At 49.0% G+C, this 15,760-nt stretch carries 11 protein-coding genes; 3 read left to right on the forward strand and 8 right to left on the reverse strand.

The window, feature by feature from the left end:
- Positions 1-52: 52 nt before the first annotated feature.
- Positions 53-637: a DUF3575 domain-containing protein gene (locus K2G41_RS01785; protein WP_300113574.1), complete on the reverse strand. Its 585-nt coding sequence runs from the start codon at positions 635-637 to the stop codon at positions 53-55.
- Positions 638-1,137: 500 nt separating this feature from the next.
- Between K2G41_RS01785 and K2G41_RS01790 the strand changes: the two genes are divergently transcribed.
- Complete coding sequence (locus tag K2G41_RS01790; RefSeq protein WP_300113577.1) at positions 1,138-1,311, forward strand: hypothetical protein; 174 nt, start codon at positions 1,138-1,140, stop codon at positions 1,309-1,311.
- Positions 1,312-1,387: 76 nt separating this feature from the next.
- On the opposite strand, the gene K2G41_RS01795 is transcribed toward K2G41_RS01790, so the two are convergent.
- The 7 genes from K2G41_RS01795 to K2G41_RS01825 form a co-directional block, all read right to left on the reverse strand.
- Entirely contained in the window at positions 1,388-3,166 is a 1,779-nt protein-coding gene (locus tag K2G41_RS01795; RefSeq protein WP_300113580.1) for a LysM peptidoglycan-binding domain-containing protein, read from the reverse strand.
- A 49-nt stretch (positions 3,167-3,215) separates the two neighbouring features.
- Positions 3,216-4,112, reverse strand: a complete 897-nt coding sequence (locus K2G41_RS01800) for a DUF5683 domain-containing protein (RefSeq protein ID WP_300113583.1) — start codon at positions 4,110-4,112, stop codon at positions 3,216-3,218.
- 76 nt (positions 4,113-4,188) lie between these two features.
- Positions 4,189-5,073 carry a ParB/RepB/Spo0J family partition protein gene (locus K2G41_RS01805; protein WP_300113664.1) on the reverse strand — a complete coding sequence of 295 codons (885 nt, stop codon included), beginning with the start codon at positions 5,071-5,073 and terminating at the stop codon, positions 4,189-4,191.
- Positions 5,074-5,135: 62 nt separating this feature from the next.
- Positions 5,136-6,824, reverse strand: a complete 1,689-nt coding sequence (locus K2G41_RS01810) for a hypothetical protein (protein WP_300113586.1) — start codon at positions 6,822-6,824, stop codon at positions 5,136-5,138.
- Between the two features lie 33 nt (positions 6,825-6,857).
- Positions 6,858-7,235, reverse strand: coding sequence for a hypothetical protein (locus tag K2G41_RS01815; RefSeq protein ID WP_300113589.1), 378 nt, complete (start codon positions 7,233-7,235; stop codon positions 6,858-6,860).
- 690 nt (positions 7,236-7,925) lie between these two features.
- Complete coding sequence (locus tag K2G41_RS01820) at positions 7,926-9,650, reverse strand: hypothetical protein (RefSeq protein WP_300113592.1); 1,725 nt, start codon at positions 9,648-9,650, stop codon at positions 7,926-7,928.
- Between the two features lie 321 nt (positions 9,651-9,971).
- Positions 9,972-10,748, reverse strand: a complete 777-nt coding sequence (locus K2G41_RS01825) for an AAA family ATPase (protein ID WP_300113595.1) — start codon at positions 10,746-10,748, stop codon at positions 9,972-9,974.
- A 235-nt stretch (positions 10,749-10,983) separates the two neighbouring features.
- Here K2G41_RS01825 and K2G41_RS01830 point away from each other — a divergent pair, with 235 nt between their 5' ends.
- Positions 10,984-12,432, forward strand: a complete 1,449-nt coding sequence (locus tag K2G41_RS01830; protein ID WP_300113598.1) for a HAMP domain-containing sensor histidine kinase — start codon at positions 10,984-10,986, stop codon at positions 12,430-12,432.
- 358 nt (positions 12,433-12,790) lie between these two features.
- Positions 12,791-15,721, forward strand: a complete 2,931-nt coding sequence (locus K2G41_RS01835; protein WP_300113601.1) for an N-acetylmuramoyl-L-alanine amidase — start codon at positions 12,791-12,793, stop codon at positions 15,719-15,721.
- The last annotated feature ends 39 nt before the right edge of the window (positions 15,722-15,760 follow it).

The raw sequence follows: 15,760 nt of genomic DNA on the forward strand, positions 1-15,760 counted from the left end.
AGTTGGGGTTGGGGAATTGGTTATGAGTTGTTGAGGTGACATCAGTCGGTTGTCAGAACACATAGACGAGGCTCAGGGCAGCTTTTGTCGGGCCGACGTAGTTGTGGGCCTTGTTGGCGCGGATCTTGCGACCGCAGCCCTTACATTCGTATGTGTCATAGCGCGTGTAGGCCCATCCGATACCGATCTCAGCTTCGAGGTTCCAGTGACGGCCGAGAAGCCAGCTGTAGCCGTAGGCTATGCCCGCACCTGCAAACCAACCCTGATAGCGGTGGTCGGCAAGAGGATGCGCGTCGTTGTTGAGGAATTTGAAACCGTGACCCCAGTGACCCATGTTATATTGTCCACCAAGGAGGTGAGCAGCCACGAAATGTCCGCCGAGAGGCTCACAGAACCAATAACGGAGCTCAGGCTGCACGAGCCAGTGTTTCCACTTCTTACCATCGGAAAGTGTCCAAGGATTGTAGTTACCTGACAGATCGAAGCTCCATTTAGGAGCGATCTGAACTTCACCCCCGACGTTGATTGTCAGGGTCGCGTCGTAAAGCAGATTGGTTTTGACGGCAATGTCGCGGGCTGATGCGCTGAACGCGCAGAATGTCCCCAGCAAGGCAATGGCCAGAAATTTAAGACTCATAATATGGGATGTGATATTCCTGTAAATTCTGACTGAAGTTGAAGCCTGAACTTCGTGCCCGATGCCGCTCCGATTCGGGACAAGGTTGTCGGGAAGGGCTAAAGGGCTCTCCATAAGTACCGTCTGAGATACAGGTATCCGAACATGTAAGCTTGGCATACGAGGTTAATTATTTATTTTATTAAGAATTTGCCAACAATTAAAGCCGGTTTTATCGACCGTTTTGTCAAAGTAGGTGGAGTGATATATCCGAACAAGCGTTAGGATGCTCATTTATAAAGTCTAATGGACGTACCACTATGACGTGGACAAAGGTAAGACAATTTTACGATACGAACAAAGAATTTTTGCAATTTTTCACATATTTTTCATAAACCACCTGAAAATAAGCAAGTTACCGTCAATCCGGAGATAAATCAGGGGCGCAGGCAGATAAAAGAGGAGGGAGGTGACATGGTGATAATTAATATTATCGTTGATGCCGTGTCAAAACCGCCGTCATGGTGGATAAATACGTCCATTCCAACCCGGTTGTAGGGCCTGCGCTCGCGCTGGCCGAGATTCAGGCATTAACGATAATCAGCAATTATCGCACGGAACTCGGCCAGCGCGAGCGCAGGCCCTACAAACTATTGAATTTTGACACGGGTAAATGCCACACCGCTGAATTTTGACACCATCATACGCAATGCCATTGAATTCTGAATCGGGTGCATGTGGAATCCGTATGGCCGGCTGTCGCAGTGGCGATCAGCGACGACGGCGGGTGGTGGATTTCTTGGCGGTGGCTGTGCGCGGGGGGATTTTGATGGTCTGCCCTGCACGGATGTTTGTGCTCGATCCCATTCCGTTGGCTTTCTGAATGGCTGCGACAGTGGTGCCGTAGCGGCTCGCAAGCTTGCCGAGTGTATCGCCGTTCTTCACCTTATGGGATGTCGGCTGCGCGGCGGCTTTTGCAGGTGAGGCGGCTTTTGCAGGGGTATTTTTTGCGGTAGTATTTTTCGCAGTCGCGGTTTTAGCAGGTGCGGCGGCTGCTTTCGCAGTGGTCTTGGCGGATGATGAGGCAGTGGCGGCGGGCGCAGGATCTTCCTTGACGGCTTCGTGGAGCTGCTGCGGGGTCACCTGTGCGACCTCGGAAGCGGCCACGACCTTTATGTTCTCCGGGCTGACATGCTCGAACACTTCGATGCGCAGGCTGTCACCGGCCTTGACCTTGCCACGGCGGAGCTGATTCCAACGCTTGATGTCGGTAGCGGAGACTCCATACTGACGGGCGATGTCGCGGATGCTCTCGCCACGGCTCACGACGTGGGTCTTGACCGTCATCCTTTCGGCAACCTGCGTCTGGGCAAGCTCGTTGTTGGTGTCGGCATTGACTGTCTGACGGCTTGCTTTGGCGAGATTGGATGATCCCTTGTCGTTGACCGGATCGGCCGCACCGGTGGATGTCTGACCCGGTTCGACGTGGCTACGACGGGCATAAAGCTCTTTGTCATAATCGACGATACGCTTCTCGCTCATGACGTAGCTGAGACACTGCTGCGTGGGGAGGGTGAGCGTGTAGGGGCGGTAGTCGCCGGGGATAACATCTTTAAGATACTGGGGATTGAGCATACGGATCTCATCCACAGGGATATCGAGCACGGCTGCAATCTGATTGAAATGGACGTATTTATCCACCACGACGGTGTCGGTGGTCAGATGACGCTTGATGATGGTGGGCGATATGCCGTGGTCCTTGAAATAATTCATCACATAGTTGGCCGCGATGAATACCGGCACATATCCACGGGTCTCGGCGGGAAGGTAGTGGTAGATCTCCCAGAAATCCTTCTTGCCCTCACCTGCCCTGCGGAGAGCCTTGTTGACATTGCCGGGGCCGCAGTTATAGGCGGCGATGGCGAGCGACCAGTCATCGTAAATCTCGTGGAGCTGCTTGAGGTAGCGGGCAGCGTTGCGCGACGACAGACGCGGATCACGACGCTCGTCGATGAGTGAGTTGACCTCCATACCGAGCCCCTTGGCGGTAGCCGGCATGAACTGCCAGAGACCGGCCGCACCCGCACGCGAGATGGCATTGGGGTTGATGGCCGACTCGATCACCGGAAGATACTGCAACTCGACGGGCATCCCCTCCTTGACCAGCTCCTCGACGAAAATAGGGCCATAATAACTGTGGAGAGCTATCATGTCGGCCACAAGTCCACGCTTCTTGTTGAGATACATGTCGATGAAGTTACCGACGATCGAATTGTAGGGCAACTCGATCTCCGTCGGGAGCACCTTGAGACGCTGCTCATATTCAGCCGGAGTGGCCTTGCTGATTTCGCCGAGATCCACGCCCGGCACCACATAGTTGCGGATATAGAAATTTTCTTCCAGCTGACGTGTCTGTGTCTCGAAACTTTCAGGAGCGATTATATTGTCGTCAGTTATAGATTGCTTGATATCGAGTATCGACCGTGCAGCTGCGGCGCCGAAGGTCGAGATTCCGATGGCAAGCACTGTGGCAATGATTGATTTCTTCATTTTTATGGTATTTCTATGACTGGTGGAGAGTTGAGAGAATGATGAGAGTTCAGAAGTTGAGGGCCCAGTAAAACCCGACGCTCGGCAGGGAGAAGCGTCCCGAACTTTCGCCGGGAAGAAGCGTAGGCGCGATATCGACACTGAGTTCGGGCGTGATGTCGAAATGGGCAAGCTGCGCATCGACGTAGGCATCGATCATGGCGACCGCATAGACACCGATCATGCAGATGATGCACAGGTCGCGGTTGCGCCGGTAATAGTTCTTACGTCTGCGCAGAAGATCCGTGAGCCAGCTTTTGTCGAGATCCTCTTCCTTGACGGTCGGAGCGAAGAAATCCATGTAGCTCTTGGTGGTGGGATCGTTGTCCATGATGTCGGAATAGGCGCGCGTGTAGTCACGGAGCATGGTGTTGTTCCAGTTCGTGGCATAGCCGAGTCCCATGTACGCGCCGACCACCATCGGGAGTTTCCAATAGCGGCGGTTGTAGAGCTGTCCGAGACCGGGAAACAGTGCCGACATCCACACGGCCTTTGTCGGGTCAGGGTTAAAGGTGAATTTCTTTTCCGAATCTCCGGTAGCGAACAGCGGCGTGTTGACGACGGCAAGACTGTCTATCGGCACCATGCTTACGGAATCACCGGCAAACGACACACTGTCGAGCACAACTTCGGCCGGCCCGTCAAGCGGTGTCTGTCCGACAATGATACTGTCGGGGAAAGATGCTATCGGAGAGGTGGAACGGCGTGTCGGGCGCACCGGACGGTTAGGCTTCACAGGCTGTCGCACCACCCCGGTGGAGTCCGTGACGGCACTCGCCGGGACAGGAGCAGAGGGAGTTTCAGAAAAAATGTTAAAAGGGCATGTCAGCACGATAAACATCATGCCGACAAGCACGCTCACGAGAGGTCTTATGTTGGTTGTCTCTTTTTCCGCTTCTGAGTGCATCTGTGGTTTATACAACTGATATTCAGACTATTCGGCACAAACCAATATCTGATCCATGCCGGATGTCCGGGCTTTTTCACTGCTTTGCAGTGTCAAAGATAGCAATTAATCTTTCAAGTTCCGCCTCATCGCGGAAAGAAAATGATATTTTTCCCTTGCCCGACGCATCGCATGTGAGCTTGACCGGGGTCGAGAAACGCTGTGAAAGATGATTTTTTAAAATATCATAATCGCTGTTTGACAGACGGCGGTTCTCCTCGACAGGAGTTTTGCCCTCAAGAGCCGCCTGCTGATATTTCTTGGCAAGTTCCTCGACCTTTCTTACGGAAAGACCCTGACGGAGAATCTCCTCGTAGAGACGCAACTGCAGTTTAGGGTCCTCGATGCTGAGGAGCGCACGTGCATGGCCCATGTCTATACGCTTGTCGCGCAGACCGAGCTGCACTTCAGCCGGCAGACGCAGGAGGCGCAGGAAGTTGGCTATCGTGGCGCGCTTCTTGCCGATGCGCTCACTGAGGCGTTCCTGCGTCAGATCATACTGCTCGATAAGTTTCTTGAAGGTGAGAGCGATTTCGATGGCGTTCAGATCCTCGCGCTGAATGTTCTCGATGAGAGCCATCTCGGTCAGCTCCGTATCATTGGCTGTACGGATATAGGCGGGGATGGTGGTGAGCCCGGCCATCTTGGCCGCACGGTAACGACGCTCTCCGGCAATGATCTGATAGGTGTCAGGGCCAGTCTTACGCAGTGACAGAGGCTGGATTATGCCGAGTTCACGGATGGAGCGTGAGAGTTCTTCGAGAGCTTCCTCATCGAAAAGCGTGCGGGGCTGATCGGGGTTGGGAGAGATTTTTGAAACCTCTATGTCGTTGATTGCAGATGTACCGCGGGCAGGGGCATCGTCCATAGCGATAAGCGAGTCGAGTCCACGGCCAAGAGCCTGACGTTTTGGAAACATTATCAATATTTATTTTAATTGTTTATATAGTATTATTATCCTGAAATTTCAATATCCAATATTCGTTATCCGACTTTTAGGACACAGGCAGCCCACTTGGTGGCTTCATTATTTGTCGGCGGCGTTGAAGATACGCTCCAAATCATCTGATAAAGCCCACTTTCTTTTATCGAGACAGAAGGTCTGGTTTCTTTCCAATCAAGATTCTCAACAAATCTTGTCGGCATATTACTATTTCCCTCATTATCATCGGATTTAAGCTCAAGTTCACCATTCTCCGCAATATCTGCGTAGAAATAATAGATACATGGGGTAAAATTACGCAATCCTGACAAATTGATGACCTTCTTTCCCTTTACCTTAAATTGCAGAATCCTTGGCAAAACAGAGAACTTGGCGATCCTCCCATCATAGGTATTGTCAATTTCAGGAAACAGCTCCCTTAAATTAAGTGATTCTTCAACGAGTTTAGACATCTGATATGGCTGAATCGATTTCGTTACAACCATCTGTGGCGCAGATAAGCCTGCCAGACCTGAAATCTCCGGAGCTTTCCAAAGGGAATCTATGATAATCATATCGAAAGAATCACGATTCCAGTCCCTACGTTCAATTACAGGTCCTCTCATGATTATATTGTCACATTCACCATCCGCGACATAATGTACAGGATCAAAAAGACCGGTAACCGAAAAGCGAACCCATGCTACATTCTTCATATCGATCCATGTGTAATTATAGAGACTTTCAGCCATACGGATACGCACAAACTCTACATGAATCAAATTACGCAGCCGTATAGGTATTCCATACAATTCCTCAAAACCGATATTTATAAACTTTAGGTTGGAGATACGTTCATTATCATCAATCTTACCTACAGATGGATCTGCAAAATATATTCCATGATATCCCTGCAACCTACCACCTGAAATGTTGGCATGGCTAAACCACGTAGTCCTATACTTGTTGCTATTTTTGAATATATCAATATAGATACCACAATCCGCATATATGCGCTGGAATCTTATATTGAGATATTGAATCCCAACAGATGTCTCTCCTCCGTTGCCGGGTAAGATCTCAATACCTCTGTGCAGTCCACCCAAAGAATAGACATCGATATCCACGTTATAAACCTCCTTGGACAATCTGATACCTATCCCGCCATAATCCTCCCCGTCATGTTTAGGGCCTTCATCATAATATCTATTGTAGCCCTCTATATTCTTAATCTGCAATAGCACGTTGCTGACATTTATATCTATGGCAACCGGATCGGAAACACCTAAATTATCCTTAATTATCAGCTTTCCGGGTGATATCAGTGTAGATCTTGCTGAATCCGGGAGTTCCGGAAATACAATCGGACCTGTCAGTATGTAGTCTTTTGCCTCGAGTACAACCGGGCATCCGCGTGCAGCAATGAGTGCAAGATTAATATGGATTTGATCGCCATCCTTACATTCATAATTCCTGAACCACTCCGCACGAACACTACAATTACTGAATCCAGACACATCCAGATTAGAAAAAATAGGATACGCACCGGCGATGATGCTGCCATCATTAAGATCCAACGAAGACCCGGTAATACCGCGAAAACTCCCTCCTGAAAATTCAATGACGCTTCCAGCTCCCAATACATACTTCTCACCACCGAGAACTATATCATTCTCTACAATAAAGTAAGTATTGACAGAAGCAAGTATCGACTTGATATTCTGTCCTGACGAAATGTGTCGGATGATCATGTTACTTCCGAGTTGATGTTTTAATGATGTTTGCTACCTGATATATTCTTTCCGTGCTGTTCCGTCAGAACCTCGTATGATGTAGATGCCACTCGGAAGCCCGGCACGAATGTCCATGTCCGGAACGCCCCGCAGGACAAGCATTCCGGACAACGTATAGACATCATACGTGACCTCGCTATCCGCGATGACTCCTTCGAGACTCGTATAGTAGTGATCAAGAGTCGTGATCCGGGAAAAATCCTTCCAGTAGGGGGCGGATCTGTAGGTCTCCAACTGATCCGACGGAACGTAGAGTGTCGCCTGTGCATAAACCTCCGGCTCGAAGATTTTCAGCGGCTCTACGGGCGTTGAGGGATCTGCCTGCGGTGGTAATTTTGGCGACGCGAAAGTAGGCGGTGCCGATTCCATCCGGATGGTCCTGATGTTATGACACCCCTCAAAGGCCTTATCTTCTATTAGTGGTGAATGTTCAAAAATCACTGTGTCCAAGGCTGTACAGCCACTGAAGGCTGATGGCCCCAGCCGGTATGACGCTCCGATCTGTGTCTTCCTTAGTCCAATGCAACCATCAAATACTCCTCCGATGGTTCCATAGACCGGTGTCCTTATGGATGTAAGTTTCTCATTGAAAAGGCTATTACCGAAACCGAAGAAACCCAATACCAATTTGTATCCTCGTTTAACATTATATGATGACAGACCGTACGGCATATAGACCGAATCAGGAATATAGATATCCCCCTCATAATAAGGTGGCTTCAGGAGCATTGTATCTTCTGACGCTTCATACCATGGGGTATTATGTCCATAGGAACGATTCTGTTTAGTGACATAAACATAGTCATTCCAATTGGAAAACGCACGTCCATCAGGTGCAATAACACCATATCCCACATGACGCTCAAATCCATAACGTCGAATATCGATGGCGTCTTCTCTATCATAGAGCTGCACCGTGTATCGAATTCCGTCAACGAAGGCCGTGGGCATGGAGGCATCGAATGCATGCAGGCTACCTACAAACAACGACAATGACAGAACGATAATCCACAGCCTTGAACGATAAAACTTATTTATGATATTATTCATGATAATTTTTTAATGTGCTATCCTGATTATTTCTATTTCCCAATTTGACGTCCATTGAAGCTGATACAAGCCTCCGACGATAACATCCTTTGTATAGATACCACCAGAAGAATAGGTTCCTCCCACTATCCTTATATTATCATACGTTTTAAAACGCAACACTCCGTTTAGTGCGATATCAGCATTGACTGTATATATGCATTGGGCAAATTTCATAAGTCCTGATATGTCAAGCGTCAACGTCACTCCCTGCTTCACTACCGCATTAAGCGATGACGGAAGAACGCATAAATCAGTATTCTGGCTCGCATCCGAAACAGTACTTCTGACGTGTGGTAAAATATCCCTGATAGTCTTTTCCGTATTAGACATAGCGACTATACTGCCACTCATATTATATGGCTGTATGGAACTGGTGGCATATAACTGTGATTTCTTTGCATTATTCACATCATAGAGCACATCAATACCAATTGTATCAAAATGATTCCTGAACCATGATTCATCATCGACAACATCACCCCTTATATAGCTATTATTACAATTGTCATGTGCCTTGATATGATTCGGATGGATATAGGAATTGAAGGTCATTTCCACATTATCAATATTCTTCAAATCAATCCATGTAGCATAAGGATCCTTATTAGCCTCGTCAGTACCCGGCAAATTATTGGACATCTGAAGATTAAGAAACCGGCACATATTCAATCTACGTAGCCTCACAGGCAAACCGGTAAGATGTTCAAAGCTGATGTTCTCAAATACCAGACCATTCATCTCTGAATTAATCTTATTAGTATTTATATTGGGGTCATTCATCCAAACATCTTCGGGGTCAACCATATATATACCGTTAAGACCCATCATGACAGAACCTGAAATTTGATTCTCGTTGAACCAATTGGAAATTCTCGTTGAACCGTTTGCCGGTACAGGCAAAGTCTTTGCTTTACTATAAATATCAACATAAAAGCAATAATCCGCTAAAATAGTACCGAATTTAAACCTGCAATATTGTACTCCAACCGGCGGAAGCTGCCCATCATCAACAACTTTTCGAGTCGCATCAGGGACAATATTAAACCCCCGGTTCAGCAGCTTCATATCATAGACTTCTATATCAGCGTGGACAACATAATCAGTGATACTTATGCCTTGCCCCTGATATTTTTCCTTACCATTTGGAGCGGAGGTACCTATGATCCTATTAATTTTAATACTGGTTCCATGACAGTTAACATCAACAGCAGGCCCGGCATGGTTTACCTTAAGCGTACCCGGACAGATAAAAGTTCTCCTTATCGTTTCATTATTTCCGGTTGAAGGAGAGAAAGTGATCGGATTATTCAGAGTGTATGTCCTATTCTCAAGAAACACCGGACATTCGTGAGCCGCCTCAATAGCCTTGTTGATGTACTCTTCATCTCCCTTCACTCCTGAGACGGGCTTGAACCATTCTGCAAGTACCCTTGAATTCGCAAGTCCAGAAACCTTGAGACCTTGGAAAATCCCATAAGTACCGGCAATTATCTGATTCCCTTCAATCTTAACTTCAGCGGACTGAGTGCCTTTGAAACACCCACCCCTGAAATCAAGGACACTTTGAGTTCCAATCTTTGTAGTCCCTATCGGAAATGTTACCTCGGTAGCAATGATGAAATATTTTCCACCTTTACTCAATAGGCTGATCGCCTCATGGCTATTTGAAGAGTCAATAATTTGTGTAGTCATGGCTTATTACAGTTAGCTAAATCGGTGATTATTTTGCAGATTGCTATCTGATATATTCTTTCAGTGCTGTTCCGTCAGAACCTCGGATGATATAGATGCCACACGCCAGCCCGGCACGAATGTCCATGTCCCAAACGCCCCGCCGGACAAGCATTCCAGATAACGTATAGACATCATACGTGACATTTCACAAAGATAGGATATTGCGTTGATTAATGCAACATCCTATCAGTTAAAAACCGTATAGATTTGGCATTATTTCTTAATTATACATGTATTGGATTACCGAATTCCAATATATAATCTTATTATACAGCATTTTCACGAAGCTTTCGCACAATTTTTCGAGATAAGCTCACGGGCGAGGGCTATGTGTGAAGTCGCGCCGCGTGAGATCGGATCGTAGAGGATCGCGGGAAGTCCGTGGCTCGGTGCCTCACTCAGACGTATGTTGCGGGGGATCACCGTGTCGAATACCATCGGGCCGAAATGGCCTTTCAGTTCCTCGTAGATCTGATTTGCAAGACGCAGACGCGCGTCATACATGGTCAGGAGGAAGCCTTCGATCTCAAGAGCCGGATTAAGCTTTGATTTGATGATACGTATGGTGTTGAGGAGCTTGGTGATTCCTTCAAGGGCGAAATATTCGGCTTGGACAGGGATGATCACGGAGTCAGCGGCAGTGAGGGCGTTGACGGTGATTAGTCCGAGCGAGGGAGAGCAGTCAATCAGGATGTAGTCATACATATCCACGACCTGACCTATGGCTCTTTTGAGGACATTTTCGCGTGAAGGCTTGTTGATAAGCTCGATTTCCGCACCGGCGAGATCTATGCGCGAGCCGACGAGGTCAAGGCCCTCGCAGCAGGTCGAAACCTGCGAACCGGCAACAGGATAATCGTCAACGAGACATTCATAAATAGACGAAGCCATTGATTTCGGGTCGATACCGTAGCCCGAAGTAGCGTTGGCCTGCGGATCGGCATCAATGATGAGAGTCTTTTTCCCTTCGGCAGCAAGCGAAGCTGCAAGATTGATCGTTGTCGTGGTTTTTCCTACACCGCCCTTCTGATTGGCGATAGCAATGATTTTACCCATAAGGTCTTTATTATCGATGTTTTCTTTATGCAAAGTAACAAAATTTATTGCTAATAGCCACACCCTCAACACCCAAAACGTGTTAAAATGTTGAAAACTCACCCCGAATGTTAATAAACATGGCATTAAACTTTCAACCGCTATAAAATGTTAATAAATAAACTCTCCGCCTCACGTACTATCCACTACTGTTTTCACGTTTTTTAAACAAGCAACTATTCAACTGTTCTATATTATGAGACGACTGATTACTTTGGCGATTGCCCTTACGTTTGCAGCCCTCGGCATGTGGGCTGACAGTCAGAGTGAGCTGAACGCCCACATGAAAGCCTACAATTCAAGTATGGCTAACAAACAGTATCTTCCGGCGGCAAAGTCAATTGCCGGAGCGGCCAAAGCTTGTGCGGATGTTCATAACTATGAAGGTGCGTTCCGTCTAATCGGAAACTTCGAGAAAGCACTTTCGGCCGCCGGAGTCGGCGTGGATTCTCTGCCCGGAGCACGTTACATGATCGAAAGAGCCCGCTATGACACATATCGTCGTTTCAACAGCACCGAATCGGCATTGAAGGCCCTGAACCGAATGGCTGCATACGCAAAGAAGGACGGAACGAAAGAGATTGCCTCCGATATGCTTTTCTATGAGGCCCAGCACTATTATTCAACCGGACAGGATGCCAAAGGCGACATCTGCATCAACCGTCTTGTCAAAGAGATTGAGGATGGCAATGACAATGCCAAGACCGACAAGGCATTCCATGACATCATAGACCGTGCAGTAAGTGCCCGTGATGCCGGATTAGTGAACCATGCTTACGAAAAGTACAACCAATGGACCGACTCTGTCGAGGCTGCCAACGCCGACACCGAGCTTGCAAAGGTCAAAAAAGAATATGCCGCCTCGCAGGACACCATCGCTGACAAGGATGGGACGATCGCTGCCCGCACCGGCCTCATCATCCTCTTTGTAACCCTGTTTGTCATCTCACTTGCCGTCCTCGCAATCGGCGTGATCCTTTATCTCAGGATACTCTCCAAGAATCGCAAGATGAAGAAATCAGTCGAGGCTGCCAACGCCCAAAGCGCGGCCAAGAGTGCCATCCTTCACAATATGGCCTCACAGATGCGCCCGACACTCGAACGACTCGACAAGTCCGATCCTGCCGTAAGGAATATTCAGAAATATGTGGAGCGCATCGGCGAACTTTCGGATGTCACCAACTCCGATCAGCAGACCGGCGACTCGCTCTCGGATGTCAACCTCGACTCCTTCTGCGAGACCATCGCGGCAAAAGTCCGTCCGCAGTTGAAGCCTCACGCCATCATCACCCTCAACGGCACAAAGGGTCAAGCCAAAATCAATTCGGAGGAGGTGGAGAAAATCCTCAGCTACCTGCTCGAAAATGCAGCGAAATACACACCCGAAGGAGGTAAGATCACCCTTACATACAAAAAACGCGGAGCTAAAGTCCATCAGTTTATCGTGACTGATTCCGGCCCCGGTATCCCGGAAGCCGAACGCGAAGATCTCTTCACACCATTCTCCTCGCAGTGTGATCTCGCCGAAGGTGACCGTCTCGGTCTCCCCATCTGCGCACTCCGTGCCGAAAAGATCAATGGTTCGCTCGAACTCGATCCGTCCGTCGCATCAGGCACATCGTTCATCCTGACTATCCATTCCTGACGACTAAGGCTCTGCGCCTTGACTTCCACAGGATTACCCCCTGAACGGGTATAACAAGATAATTAGACAGATTGTAGGATCTACGCTTGCGTAGGCTCTACAATCTGTTTTTATTTCTGATAACTTCTTCCTTAGATGTCCTGCGAATATTCCGCCGACAGCGGAGCAGACCGAAACTATGAAGATTTTTTCGTAACTTTACTCCCGAATACTCCTGTTCATGCCATAGCGGAGGTTTAAAAAGTTTTAACACCCTGCACCGAAAAAGCGAAAGTTACTGAAATCTATTATTTTTTATGACCTCACCGGCTTTCCATCGGGTTGCAGAAATGTTATTTAATGAAAGGAGACCACGATTATGAAAAAACTGCTATCTATAATAATGATCCTCTGCGCTCTAACCGCCGGAGCAGCTTCAAAGACACCCCGAAAGAGCAAAGCGAAGAAAGCCCGGACCACAAAAGTGGTCAAAGCTCCCGCTGTGCCGCGTCCGCCACGCGAGCCATTCGTCCGTCGCGTGGATGCGCCTACTGCCGATATCAAAGGAGGTCTCACAGGTAAGAACATAGCCCTATGGCAAAGCCACGGCAGATATTTCGATCAGAAAGAGGATCGTTGGACTTGGCAGCGCGCACGCCTCATGGGTACGGTGGAGGATCTCTACCCGCAGGCTTACGTGCTCCCCTATCTTATCCCCATGCTGGAAAATGCGGGAGCATACGTGCTCACTCCGCGTGAACGCGACACCAACACGGATGAGATAATTGTGGATATGGACGGTGGTTTCGCCCAAAAGACATATTCGGAAAAGAACGGTCAGCACAAATGGCAGACAGCCGAGGGCGTCAATGGTTTTGCATATAAAAAAGAGATTCTAACAGGCACTGACAATCCCTTCCGCATGGGTAGTGTCCGTCAGGCCCATACCGTCAGTGATGTCTCCAAAGCTTCGACAGCATGTTGGTATGCCGACTTTCCCAAAGCCGGAACCTACGCTGTGTATGTAAGCTATGCATCCCTGCCAAATTCAGCACGTGATGCCCGTTATATCGTAAATTCGCTCGCCGGAAGCGAAGAGTTTGAAGTCAATCAGCGCATCGGAGGTGGTACATGGATCTATCTCGGATCATTTCCGTTTGCGGCCGGTAAGAGCAGCACACCTGTCGTGGAACTTCTCAACGTTTCTGCAGAAGAAGGAAAACTGATCACTGCCGATGCCGTCAAAATAGGTGGTGGCATGGGCAATGTCAGCCGTTCGGCCGCGGGCGGCGAGGCTACTGTCAGCACATACCCCCGTTTCACCGAAGGTTCACGCTACTGGCTGCAATGGGCTGGCATACCGTCGAGCGTCTATAGTGTGAGCGGAGGCAAGGATGACTATGAGGATGATTACAAGAGCCGTGGCCTTTGGGTCAACTATCTTGCAGGTGGATCGTCAGAACTTCCGGGTCAGAAGGGTCTCGGAATACCTGTAGATCTTTCATTTGCTTTCCACACGGATGCCGGGACGACATCCTCACCTGCATCGACAATCGGTACGCTTCCCATAGTCTATACCAAAGGTGACCCTCTCGGCAACGGTCAAAGCCGCACCACCTCAAAGCATTTTGCTGAAATGGTGACCGATCAGGTTGTCAGTGATATCCAAACCCTCTACGAACCCACATGGAACAGACGTAAACTCCGTGACCGTCCATACCATGAGGCCATGGAGCCACAAGTCCCGTCGATGCTGATCGAGCTTCTCAGCCACCAGAATTTCGCCGACATGCGTTATGGTCTTGACCCGACGTTCCGTTTCACGGTCAGTCGTGCCATATATAAAGGCATATTGAAATACCTTCATGAGAAGGACGGTGTCCCCTATATCGTCGAGCCGCTTCCTGTCAGCAACTTCTCCATCAATGGTTCAGGTGGCGAATACATCCTGAACTGGAAGGGTGTGGATGACCCTCTTGAACCTACAGCCCGTGCTACCTACTACATCGTCTATGAACGCGTGGATGACGGTGCATTCACAGAGCTTGCCGTTGTGGATAATCCCCGCCTTTCAGTCAAGGTGACTGACAACCGTATCTACAGTTATAAAGTCGTGGCCGCCAACGACGGTGGTATCAGTTTCCCGTCCGAGATACTCTCGCTCTGTTACATCCCTGAATCCGACAAACCGCAAGTACTTGTGGTCAATGGCTTCACGCGTATATCCGGACCTGCAGAGGTGTATGCCGAAGGAAAGATCGGTTTTGACTACAGCGAGGATCATGGCGTGCCCTACATAAGCGACATCCACTTTACTGGTCATCAGACCGAATTCCGCCCCGAAGTCAAATGGACCACCAACGATTCTCCGGGTCACGGTGCAAGCCGTGCCACACATGAGACCGAGGTTTTCGCAGGAAATACCTTCGATTTTGTCTATGTCCACGGACAGTCGATCCGTGCAGCCGGTTTTCCCTTCATCTCGTGTGGAGTGGATGCTCTGATCGACCGCGACAACTCTAACTCTCCGATCATTGACCTCATCCTCGGAAAGCAGAAGGAAATCACAGTCGGCACTTCAGAGGAACGCAAGTTCAAGCCATTCACGGAAAGTCTGAAAGCTTGTCTGGCCAATTTCTGTGATGCGGGTGGCTCACTGCTTGTCTCCGGTAGCTATATCGGTAGTGACCTCTTCGACAATCCGATGAGCGACTCCGAGACACGTGTCTCCGACAGCCAGTTCGGCCACTCCGTTCTGGGTCTCCAATGGCGGCAGGCAAAGGCCACTGTCACCGGCAAGGTCAGGGAAGTGAAGTCGCACTACGGAGAATTCCGTGGTGGACTGTCAATAACCTTCAACCAGCAGCTCAGCTCCGATTGCTATGCCGTTGAATCGCCTGAATCGTTCGCTCCGATGGATACAAGCAACGCGTCACCGATACTCCGCTACACTGAAAATGATTATATCGCCGGTGTAGCCTTTGACCCCGGCACGCATCGTGCGGTCACACTGGGATTCCCCTTCGAGACGATTACCGGCGGTTACGAGCGTGACGCACTCATGGCTCAGATATTGAAATTCTTTACCGCACCTGTCGGGTCGCACCCCGGTGCACGTCCAAAAGTGCAGCCTGAAACCATAATCGGTCTTGCGACACGTCCCGTCGTTCCTCCAAATCCTTATTCCCGAAATCTCAACCCTCGTGAGACCGCACAGCGAGCCGAAGATGAGGAGGACAAGCTTGCAGAGGACCGTAAACGCCGTAAGAAAGGCGCTGATTCAGCCCATAGACCCGACAACATGGTCTGAGCAGAGGTCTTCCGACAAGTTCTTCCTATCGCAAAAAGC

The organism is Duncaniella sp. (assembly GCF_029056165.1).
Lineage (GTDB): Bacteria > Bacteroidota > Bacteroidia > Bacteroidales > Muribaculaceae > Duncaniella.

Excerpts from the sequence above, each read along its gene's own strand:
- K2G41_RS01825 (WP_300113595.1), bottom strand. The coding sequence starts at position 10,748 with ATGGGTAAAATCATTGCTATCGCCAATCAGAAGGGCGGTGTAGGAAAA.
- K2G41_RS01815 (WP_300113589.1), bottom strand. The coding sequence starts at position 7,235 with ATGGAATCGGCACCGCCTACTTTCGCGTCGCCAAAATTACCACCGCAG.
- K2G41_RS01820 (WP_300113592.1), bottom strand. The coding sequence starts at position 9,650 with ATGACTACACAAATTATTGACTCTTCAAATAGCCATGAGGCGATCAGC.
- K2G41_RS01830 (WP_300113598.1), top strand. The coding sequence starts at position 10,984 with ATGAGACGACTGATTACTTTGGCGATTGCCCTTACGTTTGCAGCCCTC.
- K2G41_RS01810 (WP_300113586.1), bottom strand. The coding sequence starts at position 6,824 with ATGATCATCCGACACATTTCGTCAGGACAGAATATCAAGTCGATACTT.
- K2G41_RS01785 (WP_300113574.1), bottom strand. The coding sequence starts at position 637 with ATGAGTCTTAAATTTCTGGCCATTGCCTTGCTGGGGACATTCTGCGCG.
- K2G41_RS01795 (WP_300113580.1), bottom strand. The coding sequence starts at position 3,166 with ATGAAGAAATCAATCATTGCCACAGTGCTTGCCATCGGAATCTCGACC.
- K2G41_RS01790 (WP_300113577.1), top strand. The coding sequence starts at position 1,138 with ATGGTGGATAAATACGTCCATTCCAACCCGGTTGTAGGGCCTGCGCTC.
- K2G41_RS01835 (WP_300113601.1), top strand. The coding sequence starts at position 12,791 with ATGAAAAAACTGCTATCTATAATAATGATCCTCTGCGCTCTAACCGCC.
- K2G41_RS01800 (WP_300113583.1), bottom strand. The coding sequence starts at position 4,112 with ATGCACTCAGAAGCGGAAAAAGAGACAACCAACATAAGACCTCTCGTG.